We start from the raw sequence: 21,262 nt of genomic DNA on the forward strand, positions 1-21,262 counted from the left end.
ACACGAATCAGCGGGCGTGCCGCCGGATGACCCGGCGACGCGCCCGTTTTGTCCGATTTTGCGATCCGCTTCTCGCCCAACGCTTTCGGCGGTAAATCCGCGGACTTCCCGGCGACATGCCTTCGCCGACAACACAAATGCTGGCAGACTGGTCGTTTGTGGAGCAGTTGGTGTTGGTTTTCATTCTGGCGTTCGCGACGATCCTGGCGCAGCCCTTGGGGCGCCGGACAGGCGTGGCGCCGGCTGTGCTGATGACCGTTCTCGGTTTGGTGCTGGCGATCATTCCGCAGGTTCCGAATGTGACGATCTCCCCCGAACTGATCCTGCCGCTGGTGCTGCCGCCGCTGCTGTACGCCTCGGCGCGGCGCACCTCCTGGCAGCAGTTCGCCGGTAACGCGAGCCCGATCCTGCTGCGCGCGGTCGGGCTCGTGGTGGCCACGGCCGCGGCCGTGGCGGCGGTGTTCCACCTCTGGTATCCCGGAATTCCGGTGGCCGCGGCGCTCGCGCTGGGCGCGGTGGTCGCGCCACCGGATCCGGTCGCGGTGAGCGCGCTGGCCGACCGGCTCGGCCTGCCCCGCCGCCTGATGTCGGTGCTCGAGGGTGAGGGCCTGTTCAACGACGTCACCGCGATCGTGCTCTACAACGTCGCCATCCAGGCCGTGGTGACCGGCAAGTTCTCCACCCTGCACACGATTCTGGAATTCGTGATCTCCGCGGTGGTCGCGGTCGTGGTCGGACTGGTGCTGGGCTGGGTGGGCAGCCGGCTCATGCGCCGTCCCGAGGAGGCCCCCTGGCAGGTCGCGCTGGGTCTGCTGCTACCGTTCGCGGCCTACGGCCTGAGCGAGGCCGCGCACGGTTCGGCGGTGCTGTCGGTGCTGGTCTGCGCGCTCTATCTGACCGATGCCGCAACGGATTTCAGCGACAGCGACTACCGGATCGTCGGCGATTCGTTCTGGGACGTCATCGATATGCTGGTGACCGGATTCGCCTTCGGGCTGATCGGTCTGGAACTCAGTTCGGTGCTCGCGGCCACCGGACCGGAGTGGCCGCGCATGCTGGCCGGGGCGGGCATCGTCATCGCGGTCGTGGTCGGGCTGCGCCTGGTGTGGTTGATGGTCAGCACCCTGATCGTGCGGGGCGTCATCCACAGCGACACCACCGACGAGCCCCGCACCTGGCGCGAGACGATCGTGACGTGGTGGGCCGGGATGCGCGGGGTGGCGACCGTCGCGCTGGCGCTGGCCGTGCCGCTGACCACCGATGCCGGGGCGCAGTTCCCCGGACGTTCGGAAATCCTGTTCACCGCCTTCGCGGTCGTGTTGTTCACGCTGCTGCTCCAGGGCACGACCCTGCCGACGGTGGTGCGGGTCAGTCACGTCCAGGCCGATACCGAGGTCGAGCGCGCCCTGGAACGCGATCTGTGGGTGCGGATCCTGCGGGCCGAGCTGACCCGGCTGGACGAACTCGTCGGCAGTGAGCAGTTGCCGCCCGCGGTCTCCCAACGGCTGCGCGAGGGTTTCGAACGTCGGCTGGCGACCGCGGATCCCTCGACCGCGGGCGATGTGAAGGATGCGGACAAGCCGCTGCGGTTCTCCAATACGATCCGCGGCATCACCCACGATGTGCTCGAGGCCGGGCGCGCGGAGGCGATGGCCGCGCGCCGCGAGCCCGGTATGCCGCCGGAGCTGGTGGATCGCATGATGCGCCGACTGGACCTGCGGCCGCCGCCGTTCCTGTAGCATCGCCCGCCCCGGGATGTGCCACACCCGGTCGGCCGACGAATGCACCGATCCGCGACTTCGCCTGTGCGACTGGATGTTCCGCGCGAACCTCCGATATCGGCCGATGGTCGCCCGATATTCGCCGAGGCGGCGGGCCGCGACGTTCCAGTGCCATTGACGCACTGGCGACACGCCGATCGGCACTCCGGTCGCCGCGACCTGGCCGGAGCCCGGTTCGTTCGGTCCGCATATCCCAGCAATTTACCGGAAGTTCCTCATTTAAATTTGCTACCAGCGAGTATGCGGCTACTGTGCGGTGATGTCGTCGCCGATCGATGAGGCGGGGACTGGCCAGCAAGGAGTCCGTCATCGGATCGTTGCTGGCGTTACGGTGCATGACCCGGGCGCGCACCAGCCCGCAACCTCGCGGCTGGATCATCACCGCCGCCATCGCACTGGGCGGCACCGGCATCTGGGTGATGCATTTCGTTGCGATGCTGGGCTTTTCGATACACGGCGCGAGCATCCGCTACAACGTCCCCATCACCCTGCTGAGCGCGGTGCTCGCGATCGCGGTGGTATGGATCGGCCTGTGGGTCGTGGTCCGCAGACACGGTGAACCCGCCTCGCTGCTGACCGGCGGCACGGCCACCGGACTCGGCGTCGCGGCCATGCACTACGCGGGCATGTACGCCATGAAGTCCAATGCCGCAATGGAATACGACCCGTGGATGGTGTTGCTCTCCATCGCCATCGCGATCCTCGCCTCCTCCGCGGCCCTGTGGTTCGCGCTGCACGTGCGCGGCGTGCTCGCCTCGATCGGGGCGGCCATGATCATGGGCGTCGCGGTCTGCGGTATGCACTACACCGGCATGTACGCCATGCACACCCATCTGGCGGACCGGATGGCCATTCCGTCCGGCGCACCCGCCCAGCAGCTGCTCACACCGCTGATCATCGGCGTCAGCATGGTGACGATCCTGCTGTTCCTGCAAGTGGGTATCACCGATCCGGACGAGCCCGACCTCTCGCGCATCCAGGGGCAGCACGCCAGCCGGTACTGGCCCAGCCGGGACTGAACTCGTCCGAGACCCGGATCCGACCGCAGGACAACGGCTTCCGGACCGCGCATGCCGCGACGGTGGTGCCCGTCCCCACGTTCCGGTCGCGCGAAGGACAGGAGCGTGGTCGGCTCCGGCCGCGCGATGCCGGGTCGCCGCCCGATTCCGAGGGCGAGTCACCGAGGCGAACCCGACCCGGACGCGCGAGGATGATCGGGTGCCCACCCCGCTGATCCGCTACCGGTCCCCGTGGACCCGGACCATAGATTTCGGTGAAATCCTGCGTGGCCTGCGGGAGTGGTGGCGCTCCCCCGGACGGGTCCGGAGTTGCGTGCGTGCGGCCCGCGACCACCTCGCCGCCGCCCCGGCCTCCTGCGCGTACGCGTTCACGCTCTTCGTCACCTGGTGGACCCTGCGCGGAATCAGCGACGTCGCCGGGCACCGGCTGATCCTGTCGCTGTCCACGAATCTGCACAATATGCGCCGCGAACCGGTGCAGGTGCTGGTCGCCTCGGCATTCTGGATCGAGGGCGGATTTCCGTGGGGCACCATCCTGGGCTTCCTGATCGTGATGGCCCTGGCCGAACGCTGGCTGGGGACGGTGCGCTGGATCCTGGTGTTCGCCTCGGGACACGTCGGCGCGACGCTGATCGTGGTCACCGGCATCGCGTATGCCGTACAGCGCCAACTGATTCCGCTGAAGGTGGTGCACGCCGCGGATGTCGGTACCTCGTACGGCTTTTCGGCGGTGCTGGCCGCGCTGGCCTTCCGGCTGCCCGGTCGCGCGCGCGTGGTGTGGGCGCTGTGCCTGGTGGGCTGGTACGTGCTGGGCGTGTGGCGCGGGCGAACCTTCACCGACTACGGCCACCTCGCCGCGGTCCTGATCGGATTGGCGGCAGGCGGTGTGGCACTGCTGATCTCGCGTCGCCTGGAGCGACTGAGCGAGCGACGCGCGACGGCTACTCCGACAGCTCCGGATAGCTCCCGTCCGGACCCGGGCGATACGCACTGACCGACACCACCGCCCGCGTCGGCAGCGGGCCGTACAGGTGCGGGAAACGCATGGATTCCGGATCGGACGGCACGCCCGGCTCCCATTTCACGGGCGCGCCGAGCAGCTCCGGATCGAGCCATAGCAGAACGACATCGTCACGGCCACTGAACAATCGGTTGGCCGGGAGGTGAACCTGGCGTGGCGCGGAGAGGTGGACGAACCCCTCGGCCTCGAGCGACTCGGGACGCCGGTCCCCCGCGGCCCGCGCGCGGTCCCACTCGTCGCGGGTGCACATGTGAACGAGCTTGTGCGCGTTCGGGATTGCGGTGTCGGGCGCGTCCATGCCTCGACCCTAGCCGATCCGACACCCTTACTGGCCTCGAAGTTTGCCGTATCCGGAGTGTGAGTGTCGGTGCGCCGGGGTAATCTCCGAACAGACAACTGGATCGGCAAGTTCTCGACAACCGGAAGCAAGGTGAGACCGTTTCCGACGGGCATGTTCGCGCACAGCGAAACGCCTGGTCATGTTACGGAAAACACAGTGAAACATCTTCGGGAACAAAGCCCCCGTCCCAAACGTCTGACAGAGTAGTCAATACCACTGCTGGGAAGTAGCGGCAGCGAGCTCGCGGAGGAGACCGCGGGCCCCACACCTAGGCGAACGGTTTGTGTGCCGGGAGCCAGGACGGAGGAGTCATGCCAGGAACCCTGACTAGCACCCCACTGACCGCGGTCGATCGGTGCGACCGCTGCGGTGCGGCTGCACGCGTACGCGCAGTCCTGCCCGCCGGTGGCGAGTTGCTCTTCTGCAACCACCACGCCAACGAGCACATGGACCGTCTGCGCGAACTCGAGGCCGTGATCGATACGGAGTCGGCACCGGCGCTGTAATCAGCTCCTCTCGTCAGCTCGACAACTGAATCTTCGAAGACAAACACACACGGGCGGCCCCTTCCGGGGCCGCCCGTTTCCTGTTCTCCGGACCGGAGCTACACCCCGAGCCCCTTGGCCAGCACCGGCCAGGACCGGATGAAGTTCTCCCGCCAGTACCCCCACGAGTGGGTGCCCGAGGGCTGGAAGTTGAACGTCGCCGGAATGTGCAGCTGCGCGAGCCGGGTGGCGAGGTTGTGGGTGCAGTAGTCCACGCCCGCCTCGATGACGCCGCCGACGATCAACTGGTTGGCCAGACCGCCCGGACCGGGCAGCGCGTACTTGCCGTCCAGGGTGTCGTACGGGCCGGGCAGCCCGTTGCCCGAGGAGACGTACAGACCCAGGCCGCGCAGCTTGTCGGCGTGCAGATACGGATCGTTGGCCGCCCACAGCGGCGATCCCTCCGGACCCCACATGTTGTCGGTGTTGCCCCCGCCCCACACGTCGACGGTCAGCTTGATGTACTGCGCGCCGATCGGATCGCTGGTCTGGGCGCAGCCGCTGTACGCCGCCGCCGCGCGGTACAGGCCCGGCTTCGCGATCGGCAGCGCCAGCACCGTCGTGCCCGATGTCGACAGTCCGGCAATGGCATTGATGCCGTTGGCGCCCAGGGCCGCGTTGATGATCGGCGGCAGTTCCTCGGTGAAGTACGTCTTCCACTTGTTGCGGCCCAGCGTCGGATCGTCCTTGATCCAGTCGGTGTAGTAACTCCACGCGCCGCCGATCGGCTGGATCACGTTGACGTTCTTGTCGGCCATGAAGCCGGAGACGATATCGGTGTTGTGGTCCCAGGTCGCGCTGTCCTCACCGCCACCGGCGCCGTTGAGCAGGTACAGCGTCGGGCGCGGGACCGAGGTGTCGGCGGGGCGGTGCACGTTCACCGGGAAGGCCTTACCCATCGCCGTCGAATACACCATGAGTTGCAGGTCGCGTTTGCCGAGCAGTTTGGCCGACTGCACCCGCGAACCGTCCGGCGCGGACCGGTCGCCCAGCAGCGAGCCGGAGGTGATGATCGGATCCGCGTGTGCCCCGGCGGTTCCGGTCTGGATGCCGACGGCGGCGAGGAAGACCGTGGCCGCGGCGAGGGCCGCCATCCGTGTGCCGCGACGTATCCGACGAGATTTCACAGCTCCGCGCCTCTCCTGTCGACCTGGCTGGTTACCAGCGAGCCACCGTAACGGAAGCCACGATTCATCCTGTCGCGGCTCGCAGACGGGTGATCCGATTGTTGTGCGGGGAACGGACAACTATCGCGAATGGTTCTCGATACCGTCCAGCAAACGTGCCAGGCCGTAGTCGAACGCGCCGTCGGGATCGCCGGGGGCCTCGTACGTCTGCCCGGCGGCCGCGCCCACCCGGCTGGAGAGCGGATAGTCCGACTCGGGCATGACCTGCGCCAGCAGCGGTCCGTGCATCTCCCACCACTGCGCGTCGCTCATCTCCCGCGCGCTGCGTGCGGCGGCGACGGCCATGCGGGCGTTACCGGTGGCGAATTCGGACAGCACCGCGATGACGCGGTCCATCTCCAGATCGTCGAGGCCGGTGCCGTCGAGGGCGGCGAGTTGACGTTCGAATCGGCGGATTCGGCCGGGGCCCAACACTTGTCGCCACGGCGGCACCTCGAGCAGCCAGGGGTGGGCCAGCAGTTCGGCGCGCACCCCGTGCGCGATCGCCGCCATGCGTTCGCGCACCGGCCGGGCCGGATCGATGGGTGCGTCCTCGGCGGCGACCGCGTCGACCATGAGCATGATCAGCGCGTCCTTACCGGGGACGTAGGTGTAGAGGCTCATCGGGCGCAGGCCCAGTTCGGCGGCGACCGTGCGGATCGAGACACGTTCGTAGCCCTCGCGGTCGGCGATCGCGATTCCGGCGCGCACGACCGCGTCGACGGATACGCCCTGCCGGGGGCCGCGGGCGCGCGCCGGGGGCGGCAGCGCGTCTCGCCAGAGCAGGCTCATCAGACGAGTTGCCTGGTCGAGGGCCGATTCTTCGGTCACGGCGCGACTCCTGGAATTTCGGTACACTGTACGGCGTTACTCTACACCGTACGCTGTACGCCGATAAGGGAGGCACGCTCTGCCCGCCACTCACGCCACCTATCTGCCCGATCGGCACATGTTCGCGCTGTGGACCTGGACCGGGCGTCGGCCCGGGCCCGCACCTCGTGGACAGGGCGAACCGGATCGGATCGCGCTGGCGATTCCGTCGGACACGGGCGATATCGCCGTCACGCAGGTCGAGTGCATGCTGGTCGAACCGGATCACCTCACCGTGGCCCGCCGCACGTCGTCCGTGCGCGCCTGGCGCGCGGCGCTGGATGAGGCCGCGGACGCGAGCACGCTGCCGCCCGCCGCACACGCGGTGCCGAATGCCACTGGGACCGGGATCATTTCGGCGGATCGGGCGATGCGGGCGCTGACCGGGACGATGGCGGTCGGCGCGGAACTCGACACGATGCTGCGTGCGCGGCTGCGGCCGTATCAGGCGCGCGGGATCGCCTGGCTGCGGGAGACCGTGGACGTGCACGGCGGTGCGGTACTCGCCGATGAGATGGGTCTGGGAAAAACCGTGCAGGCCATCGGATTTCTGCTCGGACACGACGGGCCACAGCTCGTGTTGTGCCCGACGTCGCTGGTGAGCAACTGGGTGCACGAGATCGAACGGTTCGCGCCGAGTCTGCGGCCGGTGGCCTGGCGAGGGGGTGAGTTGCCTTCCGACGCTTCGGATCTCGTGGTGATCGCGGGTTATCCGACGTTGCGCGGGCATGCCGGGCCGTTGGGCGAACGATCCTGGGCGACAGTAATATTCGACGAGGCGCAGGTATTGAAGAATCCGCGCACCCAGGTCGCGAAGGCCGCGCGTGCGGTGACCGCGCAGGCGCGGATCGCACTGACCGGAACCCCGGTGGAGAACCATCTCGACGAGTTGTGGGCGCTGTTGAACCTCGTCGTGCCCCGGTCGTTCACGCACAAGGCGCAGTTCCGGCGGCGGTTCGTGCGGCCGATCCACGAGGGTTCGGCCGACGCGGCGCTGCGACTGCGGGACACGCTCGAGCCGATCGTGTTGACCCGCAAGAAGTCTCAGGTCGCCGCGGCACTGCCGCCGAAGATCCACTGCGATCTGATCTGCGATCTCACCGATGAGCAGGGGCGGCTCTACGACGAGTTGCTCGACCGCGCCGAGGACGAGGGCTTCGGCAGCGGCGTCCAGCGGCATTCGCGGGTGCTGGCGGTGCTCACCGCGCTCGGTCAGGTGTGCAACCACCCCGGTCTGATCTCCGGTGATCTCGACGAATTATCCGGGCGCTCCGGGAAATTCGATATCTGTGCCGACATCCTGGCCAACAATGTCGAACTCGGCGATCCGACGCTCGTGTTCACCCGATTCCGGCGCACCGGCGAACTGCTGGTGCGGCACTGCGCCGAACAGCTCGGGGTCACCGCGCCGTTCTTCCACGGCGGCCTGAGCATCGACGAACGCACCCGGATCGTCACCCGATTCCAGTCCGCGGACGGGCCGCCGGTGCTGATCCTGAGCCTGCGCGCGGCCGGTACCGGACTCACTCTGACCCGCGCGGCCGATGTGATCCACTACGACCGCTGGTGGAATCCCGCCGTCGAGGCGCAGGCATCCGATCGCGCCCACCGCATCGGCCAGACCCGCACGGTCACCGTCACCACCCTGACCACCGGAACGACCGTCGAGGAGCACATCGCGGCGATGCACGACCGCAAATCCGCCCTGGCCGATCTCACCTCCGACACCGATGCCGGCACCGGCGCGGTCGCCGCCCTGGCCCGCCTGGACGACGACCACCTGCTCACCCTCCTGCGTCGCAAGCGAGGCAATTGACATGCCCGACAACGAATTCGGCTACACCGCCTGGGGAATGGACTGGGTCCGCCTCGCCGAACCGCTGCGCACCACCCGCCCCGACCCCCTACTCCCCCGCGCCCGCAGCATCGCCCGCAACAACGGCGTCCACACCGAAATCGACGGCACCGCCATCCGAGCCACCATCCACCGCGGCGCCCAGGCCTCGACCACCTACCTCGAACTCACGCCCTTGTCTCCTACCACAATCACCGCCATATCCACCCGAATCCCCACGGACACGGTAGAACTCGGTGATGAGACGCACGCGACCCTGCGCACCGACGGCATCACGGTAGCCCCGACCCTCCACCTCACCGACTGCTCCTGCGCCGCCCGCAACCCACGCTGCCTACACCTGCTCGCCACCTGCTACGCCCTCGCCCGCCAGATCGACGAAAACCCCTGGCTCGCACTGGATCTCCAGGGCTTCCACAGTGCCGACACCGAGCAAGCCCCGACCGGCGACACCCCGGCACCCCGCTGGACACCCATCGCATCCCTCGATCCGGCGACGTTTTTCGGCGTAACGACGTAACCCGCTGAATCTGTTCCGGCACATACGAAGTCGACCGGTCCCCAATGCGCTCAGCGCATGCGGAACACCGGACCGCGCGGACGGAACGGGAGTGACGCCCCGGCCGGAATCAGGAAGGCGTGGTCGCGGCGCACGCGGACGACATCACACATGCCGTCGGTGATGATCAGGATCGGGCCGTCGGCGGGAAAATCCTCGGCGCGTTCGAGCAGACGGATACCCGGTTGCAACAGGGTGCCGCCCCGGCCGCGCACTCGGACGCGTCCGGCGATCTCGTCGACGGGCAGATATCCCGCGTCGTGCGCGGCGGCGTCGCAGCAGACCACACGGGCGCGCGGGACGTCGCGGGCGCGGGCATAGGCCGCGATCGCACCCAGTCCCTTGCCCATCAGTTCGCTCGACATGGATCCCGAAGTGTCCAGCACCACACCGAATGTCGGCAGGCACACCGATTCGTCCGGGCGCACCCACGCGGGCCGGGGAATGTCGGGGGTGGCGGATTGGCGGCGCGAGGCCCGGGCGTAACTGCGACGTGGTTCGACGGTGGGAACGAATTCGTCGAACCAGCGGGCCAACTGGGCATCCCACGGCAGCGGCGGCTGATCCAGCGCCCTGATCTCCTGTTCCAACCCGGCGGGCAGCAGGCCGCGACCACCGGACAGATGATAGGCCAGACCGGTGGCGAGAGCGCCCCGATAGTACTCGTCCAGATCGATGTACCGACCAGGAGTTCCACTGTGCGGCAAGGGTTCTCCGACAATATCGCCGCGCCCGCGACCGCGCAGCGTGGCCAGCTTGCGCACCCTGCGCAGATCTCCGGCGATACGATCGTAGATCTGTTCCGCGGCAAGCCCTTTCAGCTCCGGGTCGTACAGCAGGCCCTCGGGCAGTTCCCCGACACCCATCTCCACCAGCCACCCGTTGACGACGTAATCGCAGGCAACATTGAACAGATACGCGTCACGCCACTGGGCCCGATCCCCGTGCCGCAGTGCGGCATGCAACATTTCGTGCGCCAGCACGAAACGCCATTCCTGGGTGGACAGGCCCGCATGCGGATTGATGTAGATCTCGGCGGCCTCGGCGTTCACCGCGGCGATCGAAATATCCCATGCCCGAACGAGATCCGCGTCCGCGACGATCGTCATCCCGGCGGCCAGCGCACCCAGCAGCGGGTACGAGGAGACGAACCAGCCCAGTGCCCGATCCCACGCGTGCGGTGTCCGCCGCTGCCCACCGGTGACATCGCGTCCGGTGACCTCGAGCGCGTCGCGGGCGGCCTCGGCGATGCCCGCGGCGAAACGCGCGCGGTGATCACCGGTCCGAGCCTGCTCCTCGGTGCCGATCAGGAAATCCGGAAACCCCTGCCGCCGATACGGTTCCGGCACACCGGCAGCCCACCAGCGTTCGGTGAGCGCCAGCTCGTCGGTGCCGCCGAGCGGGGGCGCGTCGACCGGCGGCCGGGGGATCTTCATCGCCACCAGATAATCGTCGACCAACGCGCAGCAGGCCGCTCGATACACCTGCTCGGGTTGATGCCGGGCCGGCAGATATTTCAGGTTCACCCGGTTCGGCTCGAGCGCCCGCTCGGGCACACCCCGCGGATCCGAATGCCCGAATCCCATGTGCAGCAACAGATGTGCGATGACACCTGCCCACTCGCCGGGCTCCCCGCGCACTCGCGGGTTGTAACGGATACCGCCGAGCGGTCCGACGACCGCCCACACCTCGGCGGGCAGCGACTCACCCGCGTCCCACCCGATCCTCAGCCGCCGGAAGATCGGGTTGGCCCACACCTGTTTCGCGCCCTCCCTGCGCTTGTCGCCCCACGGATCGGACGCCTTACCGTGCACGCGAGCGCTCATCGCCGCGCCGCGAGCCTGGGCAGATCCCGGGTGATCTCGACCAGGAACCAGGGCGGCAGCACCGGAACCCCGGCCTCGTCCGAGGCGATCACCAGTTGCGCGCATTCCACGGAGATCTCCGCGAGTTCGGTCAGCATCGACTTCGCGCGCAGCACAAAGCGTCTCACGCCACCCGAGATATGGTCACGGGAGGCGGGCAGTTCGCGGATCAACCGCACCCGGAACGTTTCGGACAGGAAATACAGCAGATCGCGATCGGCCGGATCGCGCGGCCACGACGCCTCGCCCTTGATCACCGCGTCCAGGTCGTAGGCGTGCCGCATCGTCTTGACGAACGCACGAAAACCCGAGGCGTGCGCGGTGGTCAGCGTGCCCGAGGCCAGCACCCACAGCATGTCGTCGCCGATTCCGTCACCGTAGGAGTGCAGCGCGTCCGAGAGCATGTGCCAGCCGCGCGGGGTCGAGAACGGCTGCTCGGACTTGGGCGGCGCGGACCACAGGTGATCCGGGCGCTGCACGATGTACTCGACGATCCAGGGGTGAATTCCGTTGTGCGCGGCCCACTTCAGCCAGTCCTCGACATTCGCGCGCAGATGGACGTGCACCATGCGGTTCACCAGCGCCGAGACCATCGGGCGCGCCAGGGCGTTGTCGGTCGCGCGATTCCCGGCGCCGATGACGATCGATCCGGCGGGCAATTCGTACGCGCCGATGCGCCGATCCAGGATCAGCGAGTAGAACGACTTCTGCACCTCCGCGGGGGCGGCGTTCAGCTCGTCGAGGAACAGGCAGTACGGCTCGTCACGCGCGATCGTCTCCGGCGGGGCGAATCGGCTGCGGTCCTCGACGATCTGCGGCACGCCGATCAGATCCTCCGGGGCCAGCTGCGTACCCAGCAGCGTCACACAGTCCAGGCCGAGCGAATCCGCGAACGCTCGCACCAGCGAACTCTTGCCGATACCCGGTGCGCCCCAAAGGAATACCGGACGCACCACCGCGACGTGTAGTAACAACTCGGGCAACTGATCCGGCGTCACCGCGACGGTCGCTTCCACATTCCCCCTTCACCGAAAGATCGTTCGGCCAGGTTAGGGCCGGACCGGTGGGGTGAGCCAGCGAATATCCACCCGCGGGTGGAGCGGGATCGGTTGGCGGGTGGTGTTCCGCGGGGCCTCGAACGCGCATGCTCGACGGCATGAACACTCTGGATGTGCTGGTCATGCTGGCCGGTTGGAGTATCGATGTCGTCGGGATCGTGTGGTTGGCGACCGCCGTGTGGTTCGCCGCGGTCCGGCCGGGCGGATTCTGGGGGAAGGTCTGGCACTTCGTGCGGACGTTCCTGCCCGAACCGTGGATGATCGCCGGGATCATCGTGCTGAGCGTGGTGATTCGGCTACTGCCGCACGGCATTTGGGATCCGATCACCTGGAAGGTCGGGGTGCTGCGCGGGATCGGGGCGATCCTGGTCGTCGCATCGGCGGGACTGATGGTGTGGGCGCGGCTGGCGCTGGGCACGATGTGGGCCGGGCGGCCGATGATCCAGCAGGACCATCAGTTGCGCACGGGTGGGCCCTATCGGCTGGTGCGGCATCCGATCTACACCGGGCTGATCGGGCTCATGCTGGGGCTGACGCTGATCGCCGGCTTCGGATCCTCGATCGTGCTGCTGGTATTCGTCCTGGGCTGGCTGCTGCGCCGGGTGCGGGTCGAGGACCACATGTTGATCGACACGTTCGGTGACGATTACCGCAGCTACCGGCGGCGTGTCCCGGCGCTGGTGCCGTTTGCGGGGCCGCTGATCCGTGCCTGAACACATATTCGGAGGGCGGTGAACGGTTCTCACACACGAGAAACCGTGCTATACATAAGGCGAGGCTAACCTCCGCAGGGGAGGCTAACCTCGCCTAGAACCGCCCCAACGCACCGCGAGGCCGACCGTGTACATCTGCATTTGCAACGCCGTGTCAGAGTCCGACGTGCACAGCTGCGTTGAGGCGGGCGCGTGCTCGACCAAGGAAGTCAAGCGGGCCTGCGACTGGAAGCCCGGCTGCGGCAGCTGCACCCGACGTTTCAGCGAGGTGTTCGGCCAGGCCATGGCGGCTTCGGCGAGCGCGTCATCCGACAGTTCAGCGGCCTGATTTCCCTTATGCACGGTACGTCCGGAAGAAGCTGAATATTCGCTCAGGTGAGCCTTGCCACATTGAGGTGTGGCTGACCTTTGCACTGCTACAATGTGAGCCCGGTGTTTCGGGCTCTTTTCGGCGTGTGCCATCATCGCTTTCATGGAAGGCGACAAGGATATTATCGCGTTGCTCAACGAGCAGCTCACCGCCGAATTGACGGCGATCAACCAGTACTTCCTGCACGCCAAGATGCAGGAGAACTGGGGTCTCACCAAGCTCGCCAAGCACACTCGCTACGAGTCCATCGATGAGATGAAGCATGCGGAGATCCTCACCGACCGCATCCTGTTCCTCGAGGGACTCCCCAACTATCAGAAGCTCAACGTGCTGCGGATCGGCCAGACCGTCGGCGAACAGTTGCAGGCCGACCTCGCCGTCGAGATGGAAGCGGTGAACCGGCTGCGTCCGGGCATCGAACTGATGCGTTCGCGCGGTGACGTGACCTCCGCCCGCATCTTCGAGACGATTCTCGAGGACGAGGAAGAGCACGTCGACTACCTCGAGACCGAACTCGAACTGCTGACGAAACTCGGTGAGCCGCTGTACCTCCAGCGCTTCACCGACACTCCCGAAGGCGACTGATCCCGTTCGCACTCGTCCGGTCGCGCAGGTGACCGGACGGGTGCCACGGTGCCCGATTCCGCCGCGATGCGGCCGAGTTCATCGGCCGTAGCGCGGCTTCGCCGTATCTGTCGGCCGATCACATCCGCCGCAACGCGGCGATGCGCTCGGTCAGCTGGTCGACCGTGGCCAGGGCCGTGGGCGGGCCGCCACACTCCCGACGCAGCTCACCGTGAATCACGCCGTGCGGCTTACCCGTTCGGTGATGATGCATGGCGACCAGGCTGTTGAGTTCGCGGCGCAACTCCCCCAGTTTGTCCGCGGTCGCGACCCGCTCAGAGGCCGCCGACGCGCTCGGGCCGTCATCGACCGCGGTGGCGGCGGCACTGCGCTCCTGGATCTGGCGGGTCTGCCGGTCGCGCAGCAGCGCGCGCATCTGATCGGCGTCGAGCAGGCCGGGAATGCCGAGATAGTCGGCCTCCTCGTCACTGCCGGAGAACGTCGCGGTGCCGAACGAATCACCGTCGTAGATAACCTGATCCAGTTCGGCGTCCGCGGCCAGTGCGACGAATTTCTTCTCCTCCTCGCCCGGCTCGTCCTCCTGCTTGTTCGCCTCGATCAGCAACTCGTCGTCGAGGGCGTCCTTCTCGCGATGCGGTTTGCCGATGACGTGATCGCGCTGCACCTCCAACTGCGCGGCCAGATCCAGCAGCACCGGCACCGACGGCAGGAACACACTCGCGGTCTCGCCGGGACGCCGGGCACGCACGAAACGACCGATCGCCTGCGCGAAATACAGCGGCGTCGAGGCACTGGTCGCGTACACGCCGACCGCCAGACGCGGCACGTCGACGCCCTCGGACACCATGCGCACCGCGACCATCCACGGATCGGTGCTGCGGGCGAACGCGTCGATCCGATCCGAGGAACCCGGATCGTCCGAGAGCACGACCGCGGGTTTGCTGCCCGAAATATGTTCCAGCAGATCGGCGTAATCGCGCGCCTTCTCCTGATCGGTGGCGATCACCAGGCCGCCCGCGTCGGCCATCCCGGTGGCGCGCAACTGCCGCAGCCGGGTGTCGGCGGCGATCAGTACCTTCGACATCCAGTCGCCCGCGGGGTCGAGGGCGGTGCGCCAGGCACGGGCGGTCTGCTCGGCGCTCAACGGTTCGCCGAGGCGTGCGGAGTACTCCTCGCCCGCGCTGTCGCGCCAGTGCGCCTCACCGGAATAGGCCAGGAACACCACCGGCCGCACGACGCCGTCGGCGAGTGCCTCGGAATAGCCGTAGGTGTGATCGGCGCGCGAACGCGGAAATCCGGCCTCGTCGGGTTCGTAGGTGACGAACGGGATCTGGCTGTCGTCGCTGCGGAACGGGGTACCGGTCAGCGCGAGGCGCCGGGTCGCGTCGCCGAACGCCTCGGCCGTCGCCTCACCCCAGCTCTTGGCGTCGCCCGCGTGGTGGATCTCGTCGAGAATCACCAGGGTGCGGCGGTTTTCGGTGCGCACGCGATGTTTGAACGGGTGCGAGGCCACCTGCGCGTAGGTGACGACCACGCCGTGATAGTCGCCGGACGTGCCGCCGGTGGAGTTCGAGAAGTTCGAATCCAGGGCGAGCCCGGACCGCGATGCCGACGCCGCCCACTGATGCTTGAGGTGCTCGGTGGGCGCGACCACCGTGACCTGATCCACAGTCCGATCGCCCAGCAGCTCGGCCGCCACCCGCAGCGCGAACGTCGTCTTACCTGCTCCCGGCGTAGCCACCGCGAGGAAATCGCGTGGTTTGGTCGTCAAATACCTGGTCAGAGCCCTGCGCTGCCACGCACGTAAAGAACCGCCACCACCCGAAGTCACTCGATGAAGCGTACCGACCCCCACCGACAACTATCCAATCCGACACTGGATCCTTGGCCTCCGCTCCGCCCCGGCGGGTCGGGGCCCCAAGGCTCGATTCTTCCCTCCTCCGCTCCGCTCCCCCGCTCCGTCAGTCCAGAATCGAGCCGGGCCCCGACCCTTGCTGTCGGCGTTATTTGGTGTCGGCGTTATCCGGAGTTGGCGGAACTGGGTGACCTCGGGCTTGTTTTGCATCATCGGATGGGTGTGCCGGGCGGCTCTCGAGGATCTGTCCGGTGGTCCGGAATCTGCCCTGGCTGCGACGTTCGGAATTGGTCTTGCCGGAGGTGGGCGGAGTCCGAAATCACACTGGGCCACGAGGTCTCGGTCGGTGTTGTTCGGGCGGGCGGCACGAGGTGGACGTGGGCTCGGCTGACCCAATACCCGTGAGCGCCGGGCGTCCATGGCCCGAGTTGCCGTCTGCACCCGCGAGCAACGTTTCGGCCATCGGGTGGGTATGGGGGGTGCGACACCGGAGGGGGTGGGGGTGGTGGGCGCGCGTTTCGGGCGGCGGTAGGCGATGCTGTTAGGCGAGATGAATGATCAGAGGGTGCCGCGCGCGGACGGGGAACGGCCGACGCGGGTCGAGTCGGGGGTGCGTGGGGTCGGGCGGTGGCTGATCGTGGTCATCGGGCGGGTGGTGCACGCACTGCTGCGGACCTGGGCGTTGGTGGCCCGGGTGGTCGTAAGGGCCTGGGACGACTCGATATTCACCAAATCGGCGGCGGCGGCCTTCTGGCAAATGTTGTCGCTGGCGCCGCTGCTGCTGGGACTGCTGGGGTGTCTGGGGTACGTCGGCGGGTGGTTCGGGCCCGATACGGTGCACATCGTCGAGAGCAAGATCATCACGTTCAGCCGGAATCTGTTCAGCTCCACCGTGGTCGACGATCTGATCGCCCCCACCGTGCGGGACGTGCTGCAACGCGGACGCGGCGCGGTGGTGTCGATCGGATTCGTGCTGTCGCTGTGGGCCGGATCCTCGGCGATGGCGACGTTCGTGGACGCCATCGTGGCCGCGCACCATCAGCAGGACGCGCGGAACCCGGTGTGGCAGCGCATCTTCGCGCTGCTGCTGTATGTGGGATTCCTGATCGTGGCGGTGTTCGTGCTGCCGTTGGTCGCGGTCGGGCCGACCTTGATCGGACGGATACTGCCCGAGGCGTGGCGCGAGCCGGGGCTGCGGCTGATCGACTCGTTCTACTATCCGGGCACCGGGCTGCTGCTGATCGTCGGGCTGACCACGCTCTACAAGTTCGCGCTGCACCGGTCGCTGCCGTGGCACCGGCTCTTCGGGGGTGCGCTGGTGGCGGGCGCGTTCTTCATGGCCGCCAGCGTCGTCCTGCGGCGGTATCTGGCCTGGGTGACCCGCACCGGCATCAGCTACGGGGCGTTGTCCACGCCGATCGCATTCCTGCTGTTCACCTATTTCCTCGCGTTCGCGGTGATCCTCGGGGCGGAATTCAACGCGACCGTGCAGGAGTTCTGGCCCGCCCGCAGGACCCGGTTCGACATCATCCGGCGCTGGCTCTCGTTCCGGCTGCGTCGCTCGCTCGACTCCGCCTCCGAAACCGCACGACACGATGCGGAGACCGAGCCCGGACCGCCCCCGCAGGAGACGAATCCGCTACACCTGTCCTCCTGACCCGGATCAGCCGCCCTCGGTGCTGTGCGAGTTCGGAAACGCCTGTGCCAGAGCCGCATCCGCGATGATCTGGGTGAGCAGCTCCTTGAGCGGGCAGTCGGGCAGGATCGCCGCGGTACCGGCGAACGGTTCGGCCACGTCGAGTCCGTCCGCCGCCAATTCGGCTATCACCCAGGGCATCCCGGTGCCGTCGGCGGAATAACCCAGGGCCTCGCGCAGGGCGGCGATGCTGGAGAGCATCAGCTCCGCGCGGGCGGCGACCGCCGCACTCATCCGATCCTCCAACTCGGCGCGACGATCCTCCAGCGCGCCGGGTGCGAGGTCCGAGGCGGCCTCCTGCGCCTCGGTGATGCGCACGAGCCCGCCCTCGAGCAACTCGAAACCCTCGTCCAGGACCAGGGTGCCGACCGCGATCTCCTTCTTCGCCAGGCCCGGCATATCGCGCATGAATTCGTCCAGGGCGTCCATCGCGGCGATCATCCTGGCCCGGATGTCCACCCGGCGCTGATGCTCCCGCTCGGCCGCATCACGTTCGGCCAGTGCGTGATCGAGCGCGCGCTCGAGTTGCAGGGCCAGTGACAGCGAATCCGGTGCGATCGCGCCCCGCAACAACTCCTGCCCCTCCGGCGGGGAGGCGATATCGAGGAAATGGCCGACGCTCTCGCGCAGGGACTGTAATTCCTCGCGCCGCAGCCCTGGTTGACGGAATACCTGTAAATACTGTTCGAGGGTTACTGACAGATCGATTTCGTCGCTCACGACCTCACCTCGCCCGTGCTCGGCTCCGTCCTGCGTCGAGCCTACTGTGCCATCGGCTCGCTCGCAGGCTGGTTCACGCCTTCGAGCCTGCCACAGGCGGCGAATCCATGGCGGGAACCTGTCCGAACTCACTGGTCCGGCGCGTCCCGGACGGCTGTTCGGCACGAAACGTGCGGCGATAGGCCAGCGGCGGAACACCCAGTTCGACCCGCATGTGATGGCGCAGCGAGGAGGCGGTGCCCATCCCGGCGGCGCGGGCCACCTCGTCGATCGACAGGTCGGTGGTCTCGAGCAGATGCCGGGCGTGCCGCAGCCGCTGCTGCTGCAACCACGCGCCGGGCGCCTGACCGGTTTCGGCTTTGAAGCGGCGGGTGAAGGTGCGCACGCTCATTCGCGCGTGCGCGGCCGCGGTGGCCAGATCCAGCTCGCGATCCAGGTGCCGGAGCATCCAGGCGCGGGTGGGCGCGGTGCCGTCGGTGCCGTCGTCGGGGATGTGCCGATCGATGAACTGCGACTGGCCGCCGTCGCGCCACGGTGGCACCACGCAGTAGCGCGCGGCGCGATTGGCGACCTCGCTGCCGTGATCGATGCGCAGCAGGTGCAGGCACAGATCGAGTCCGGCGGCCAAACCCGCTGCGGTGTAGAGGTTTCCGTCCTCGACGAACAGCAGGTTCTCGTCCAGCCGCACGCGCGGGTACAGGCGGCGGAAGTCCTCGGCGTGCGCCCAGTGCGTGGTGGCGCGGCGGCCGTCCAGCAAACCGGCGGCGGCCAGGACGAACGCGCCGGTGCAGATCGAGACGATGCGCGCGTCGTCGCGGATGGTCGCCAACACCTCGGCCACGTCGGCGGACAGCACGCCGTCGTATCGGGACCGCGGGTACTGCGTCCCCGGGACGATCACGGTATCCGCGGTGGCGAGCAGTTCCGGCCCGGCCTGCGGCACGATCGTGTATCCGGCCGTGGACTCCACCCCCGCAGGATCGAGGCCGCACACCCGCACGTCGTACAGCGCGGCATCGTCCGGCCCGTGCACCGACCTGAACACGGTCGGCGGAATCGTCATATCGAAACCCACCACCGGCGCGAGCGCCAGCACGGCCACGGTGTGTACCGCGGTCACCGTCGTCTCCTCTCCGTACCGGCGCGATGACGTCGACGCCGAGTTGGCCAGATATTGACGGATTGTGGCATTCAGGCCACTCGTGGTGCAACACCTCCTCGGGCACGCTCTTGTGGTGACCGAATTGAGGGAGCCCACCTCGGAGTGGGACGGACGTGCCGTGCCGGAGTCCGGAACGGCAGCTCGGGGACGGGCGTCCCGGCTCGCCCGGATGCCGGTTCATCCGGCGTGGTTCGTGGCCGTCGCGGCATTCGTGGCGTTGATCGGGGCGGCGGGATTCCGGTCGGTGCCGAGTGTGCTGATGGATCCGCTGCATCGGGAATTCGGCTGGTCGCACGGGACGATCGGGGCCGCGGTATCGCTGAATGTGCTGCTGTACGGGCTGATCTCACCGTTCGCGGCCGCGTTGATGGATCGGTTCGGCATCCGTCGGGTGGTGGCGTGCGCGCTGGTGCTCGTGGCGGCAGGCAGCGGGCTGACGGTGTTCATGACCCGACCGTGGGAGCTGTTGGCGACATGGGGGTTCCTGGTCGGAGTCGGTGTCGGGTCGATGTCGATGCCGTTCGTGGCCACCATCACCGGACGCTGGTTCGTCCGACATCGCGGGCTGGTCACCGGCGTGCTCACCGCGGCCGGAGCGACCGGGCAGCTGGTGTTCCTGCCGCTGATCTCCGCGCTGGCGCAGGCGTACGGGTGGCGGATGCCCTCGCTGGTGGTCGCGGGTGCGGCGCTGGCCGTGGCGCCGCTGGTGCTGCTGCTGATCCGGGATTTTCCGAGTGATATCGATGTCAGGGCCTACGGGGCCGAGCCCGGCGATCGGACCGGAGTGCGCACGGCGCTGCGGGGCGGAGCGGCGCGCGCGGTGACGGTGCTGTCGCGGGTCGCGCGCAAACCCCAGTTCTGGTTACTGGCAGGCGGTTTCGCGGTCTGCGGTGCGTCGACCAATGGTTTGGTCGGTACCTATTTCGTGAGTGCGGCGCACGATCACGGCATGCCGCCGACCACCGCGGCCGGGCTGCTGGCGACGGTCGGCATCTTCGATGTCGCCGGGACGATCGCGTCGGGGTGGCTCACCGATCGCGTCGATTCGCGATATCTGCTGATGACCTACTACGGGCTGCGCGGGTTGTCGCTGGTGATCCTGCCGTCGTTGCTCGCGCCGGATACGAAACCGAGTATGTGGGTGTTCATCGTCTTCTACGGGCTCGACTGGATCGCGACCGTGCCGCCCACAGTTGCGTTGTGCCGCAAGTACTTCGGCGAAGACGGACCCGTCGCGTTCGGGTGGGTGTTCGCCTCCCACCAGATCGGGGCCGCGCTGGCCGCCACCGGGGCCGGGATCATCCGTGACGTGCGCGGCAGTTACGACCTGGCCTGGTACATCGCGGGTGGATTGTGTGCGATCGCGATGGTGATGTCGGGATTCATTCGTTCCCGCAGGACGGTCGCCGCGGCGGCGTGAAGGGCATGCCTCGGGAATCGCCCGGCCGCATCGTGACGGCCGGGCGCGGGGCGAAAACTCACCCGTCGATCGACGGATGCTGCCCCGACTCGATGGCCTTGTGTTCGGCGCGACGCCCGTCCCAGCGACTCGGCTCGTCCTTGCGACGCGGCGGCCGATCGTTGGCGATCAGCACCGCGATCCACGGCAGCGGAATCGACACGCCGATGATGGCCAGCGAGATGAGCGCGTTGTGCCACAGCCCGTACGCGCCCGCGGCCAGGATCAAGCAGGGTATACGGAATCCCATCAACAGCGAGTACCGGCGCACCCGGGCCCGATGCTGCTGTTCCAGGGACGGGGCCGCCTCGGTGATCAGGACCGCGGCGTCCTGTTTGGGCCCGCGGAAGAAACCACCGCCACCCCCGTCCGGTTGAGCGCCGCGGAAGAATCCCTCGCTGCGCGGCGGCGGGACGGCGCCGGTGGGTGGGAGTTGTACCTCGGGATCGGGGTCGTGCGGCGCGGCGCTGTCGGTGCGCCCGGCCTCCGTACGCGCCTCACCACCGTCGACCGGCTGGTCGCGGATATCGGCATCGGGAGTTTCGCCGTCACGCTGCATACCCCGAGTCTTCCACTCCCGGAGATCGGATGCACACGCGGTGATCGCGAGCACCACCACGCGA

20 protein-coding genes are annotated in these 21,262 nt (G+C 67.8%); 10 read left to right on the top strand and 10 right to left on the bottom strand.

Annotated elements, in window-relative coordinates; all coding sequences use genetic code 11:
• Positions 1-170: 170 nt before the first annotated feature.
• The 3 genes from NRB20_RS03150 (at position 171) to NRB20_RS03160 (ending at position 3,794) form a co-directional block, all read left to right on the top strand.
• On the top strand, positions 171-1,739 hold the full coding sequence (locus NRB20_RS03150) for a Na+/H+ antiporter (protein WP_319944385.1): 1,569 nt from the start codon (positions 171-173) through the stop codon (positions 1,737-1,739).
• Between the two features lie 317 nt (positions 1,740-2,056).
• Positions 2,057-2,800 carry an MHYT domain-containing protein gene (locus tag NRB20_RS03155; protein WP_153407596.1) on the top strand — a complete coding sequence of 248 codons (744 nt, stop codon included), beginning with the start codon at positions 2,057-2,059 and terminating at the stop codon, positions 2,798-2,800.
• 199 nt (positions 2,801-2,999) lie between these two features.
• On the top strand, positions 3,000-3,794 hold the full coding sequence (locus tag NRB20_RS03160; protein WP_194289696.1) for a rhomboid-like protein: 795 nt from the start codon (positions 3,000-3,002) through the stop codon (positions 3,792-3,794).
• Here the strand turns inward: NRB20_RS03160 and NRB20_RS03165 are convergent.
• The gene (locus NRB20_RS03165; RefSeq protein ID WP_153407597.1) at positions 3,742-4,119 is read right to left on the bottom strand and encodes a DUF952 domain-containing protein; all 378 of its coding nucleotides are present in this window, start codon (positions 4,117-4,119) and stop codon (positions 3,742-3,744) included. The two genes, NRB20_RS03160 and NRB20_RS03165, sit on opposite strands and share 53 nt — an antisense overlap.
• A 353-nt stretch (positions 4,120-4,472) precedes the next feature.
• Between NRB20_RS03165 and NRB20_RS03170 the strand changes: the two genes are divergently transcribed.
• A complete protein-coding gene (locus tag NRB20_RS03170) occupies positions 4,473-4,667 on the top strand; it encodes a DUF7455 domain-containing protein (RefSeq protein ID WP_153407598.1) in 195 nt (64 codons plus the stop codon).
• Positions 4,668-4,765: 98 nt separating this feature from the next.
• Here the strand turns inward: NRB20_RS03170 and NRB20_RS03175 are convergent, their stop codons facing one another.
• Entirely contained in the window at positions 4,766-5,833 is a 1,068-nt protein-coding gene (locus NRB20_RS03175; protein ID WP_319944386.1) for an alpha/beta hydrolase, read from the bottom strand.
• A 120-nt stretch (positions 5,834-5,953) separates the two neighbouring features.
• On the bottom strand, positions 5,954-6,664 hold the full coding sequence (locus tag NRB20_RS03180) for a TetR/AcrR family transcriptional regulator C-terminal domain-containing protein (protein ID WP_153407846.1): 711 nt from the start codon (positions 6,662-6,664) through the stop codon (positions 5,954-5,956).
• 157 nt (positions 6,665-6,821) lie between these two features.
• Between NRB20_RS03180 and NRB20_RS03185 the strand changes: the two genes are divergently transcribed.
• Both NRB20_RS03185 and NRB20_RS03190 read left to right on the top strand, forming a co-directional pair.
• Positions 6,822-8,558 (top strand): DEAD/DEAH box helicase, encoded by a 1,737-nt coding sequence (locus tag NRB20_RS03185; protein WP_153407599.1) that lies wholly within the window; start codon positions 6,822-6,824, stop codon positions 8,556-8,558.
• 1 nt (position 8,559) lies between these two features.
• Complete coding sequence (locus NRB20_RS03190; RefSeq protein ID WP_153407600.1) at positions 8,560-9,117, top strand: hypothetical protein; 558 nt, start codon at positions 8,560-8,562, stop codon at positions 9,115-9,117.
• A 50-nt stretch (positions 9,118-9,167) separates the two neighbouring features.
• Here the strand turns inward: NRB20_RS03190 and NRB20_RS03195 are convergent, their stop codons facing one another.
• Positions 9,168-10,982, bottom strand: coding sequence for a vWA domain-containing protein (locus tag NRB20_RS03195; RefSeq protein WP_153407601.1), 1,815 nt, complete (start codon positions 10,980-10,982; stop codon positions 9,168-9,170).
• Positions 10,979-12,037, bottom strand: a complete 1,059-nt coding sequence (locus NRB20_RS03200) for an ATP-binding protein (protein ID WP_319944387.1) — start codon at positions 12,035-12,037, stop codon at positions 10,979-10,981. Before NRB20_RS03200 ends, NRB20_RS03195 begins: the two co-directional genes overlap by 4 nt.
• A 140-nt stretch (positions 12,038-12,177) precedes the next feature.
• Here NRB20_RS03200 and NRB20_RS03205 point away from each other — a divergent pair, with 140 nt between their 5' ends.
• On the top strand, positions 12,178-12,792 hold the full coding sequence (locus NRB20_RS03205) for a methyltransferase family protein (RefSeq protein ID WP_194289697.1): 615 nt from the start codon (positions 12,178-12,180) through the stop codon (positions 12,790-12,792).
• An 84-nt stretch (positions 12,793-12,876) separates the two neighbouring features.
• On the opposite strand, the gene NRB20_RS39750 is transcribed toward NRB20_RS03205, so the two are convergent.
• Entirely contained in the window at positions 12,877-13,266 is a 390-nt protein-coding gene (locus NRB20_RS39750; protein ID WP_454786535.1) for a hypothetical protein, read from the bottom strand.
• On the opposite strand from NRB20_RS39750, the gene bfr reads away from it, so the two are divergent.
• Entirely contained in the window at positions 13,265-13,747 is a 483-nt protein-coding gene (bfr, locus tag NRB20_RS03215) for a bacterioferritin (protein WP_153407603.1), read from the top strand. The genes NRB20_RS39750 and bfr overlap by 2 nt on opposite strands.
• 118 nt (positions 13,748-13,865) lie before the next feature.
• On the opposite strand, the gene NRB20_RS03220 is transcribed toward bfr, so the two are convergent.
• Positions 13,866-15,578, bottom strand: a complete 1,713-nt coding sequence (locus tag NRB20_RS03220) for a DEAD/DEAH box helicase (RefSeq protein WP_319944388.1) — start codon at positions 15,576-15,578, stop codon at positions 13,866-13,868.
• 574 nt (positions 15,579-16,152) lie between these two features.
• Here NRB20_RS03220 and NRB20_RS03225 point away from each other — a divergent pair.
• Positions 16,153-17,259, top strand: a complete 1,107-nt coding sequence (locus NRB20_RS03225; RefSeq protein WP_153407605.1) for a YihY/virulence factor BrkB family protein — start codon at positions 16,153-16,155, stop codon at positions 17,257-17,259.
• Between the two features lie 6 nt (positions 17,260-17,265).
• Here NRB20_RS03225 and NRB20_RS03230 read toward each other — a convergent pair whose 3' ends face one another.
• Both NRB20_RS03230 and NRB20_RS03235 read right to left on the bottom strand, forming a co-directional pair.
• The gene (locus tag NRB20_RS03230; protein ID WP_153407606.1) at positions 17,266-18,018 is read right to left on the bottom strand and encodes a hypothetical protein; all 753 of its coding nucleotides are present in this window, start codon (positions 18,016-18,018) and stop codon (positions 17,266-17,268) included.
• A 73-nt stretch (positions 18,019-18,091) separates the two neighbouring features.
• Positions 18,092-19,138, bottom strand: a complete 1,047-nt coding sequence (locus NRB20_RS03235; RefSeq protein WP_319944389.1) for a GlxA family transcriptional regulator — start codon at positions 19,136-19,138, stop codon at positions 18,092-18,094.
• Between the two features lie 211 nt (positions 19,139-19,349).
• Here NRB20_RS03235 and NRB20_RS03240 point away from each other — a divergent pair, with 211 nt between their 5' ends.
• Positions 19,350-20,600 carry an MFS transporter gene (locus tag NRB20_RS03240; RefSeq protein ID WP_153407849.1) on the top strand — a complete coding sequence of 417 codons (1,251 nt, stop codon included), beginning with the start codon at positions 19,350-19,352 and terminating at the stop codon, positions 20,598-20,600.
• 58 nt (positions 20,601-20,658) lie between these two features.
• Here NRB20_RS03240 and NRB20_RS37870 read toward each other — a convergent pair whose 3' ends face one another.
• Positions 20,659-20,958: a DUF3099 domain-containing protein gene (locus tag NRB20_RS37870; protein ID WP_227833196.1), complete on the bottom strand. Its 300-nt coding sequence runs from the start codon at positions 20,956-20,958 to the stop codon at positions 20,659-20,661.
• Between the last annotated feature and the right edge of the window lie 304 nt (positions 20,959-21,262).

It is taken from the genome of Nocardia macrotermitis (genome assembly GCF_009604405.1).
Lineage (GTDB): Bacteria > Actinomycetota > Actinomycetes > Mycobacteriales > Mycobacteriaceae > Nocardia > Nocardia macrotermitis.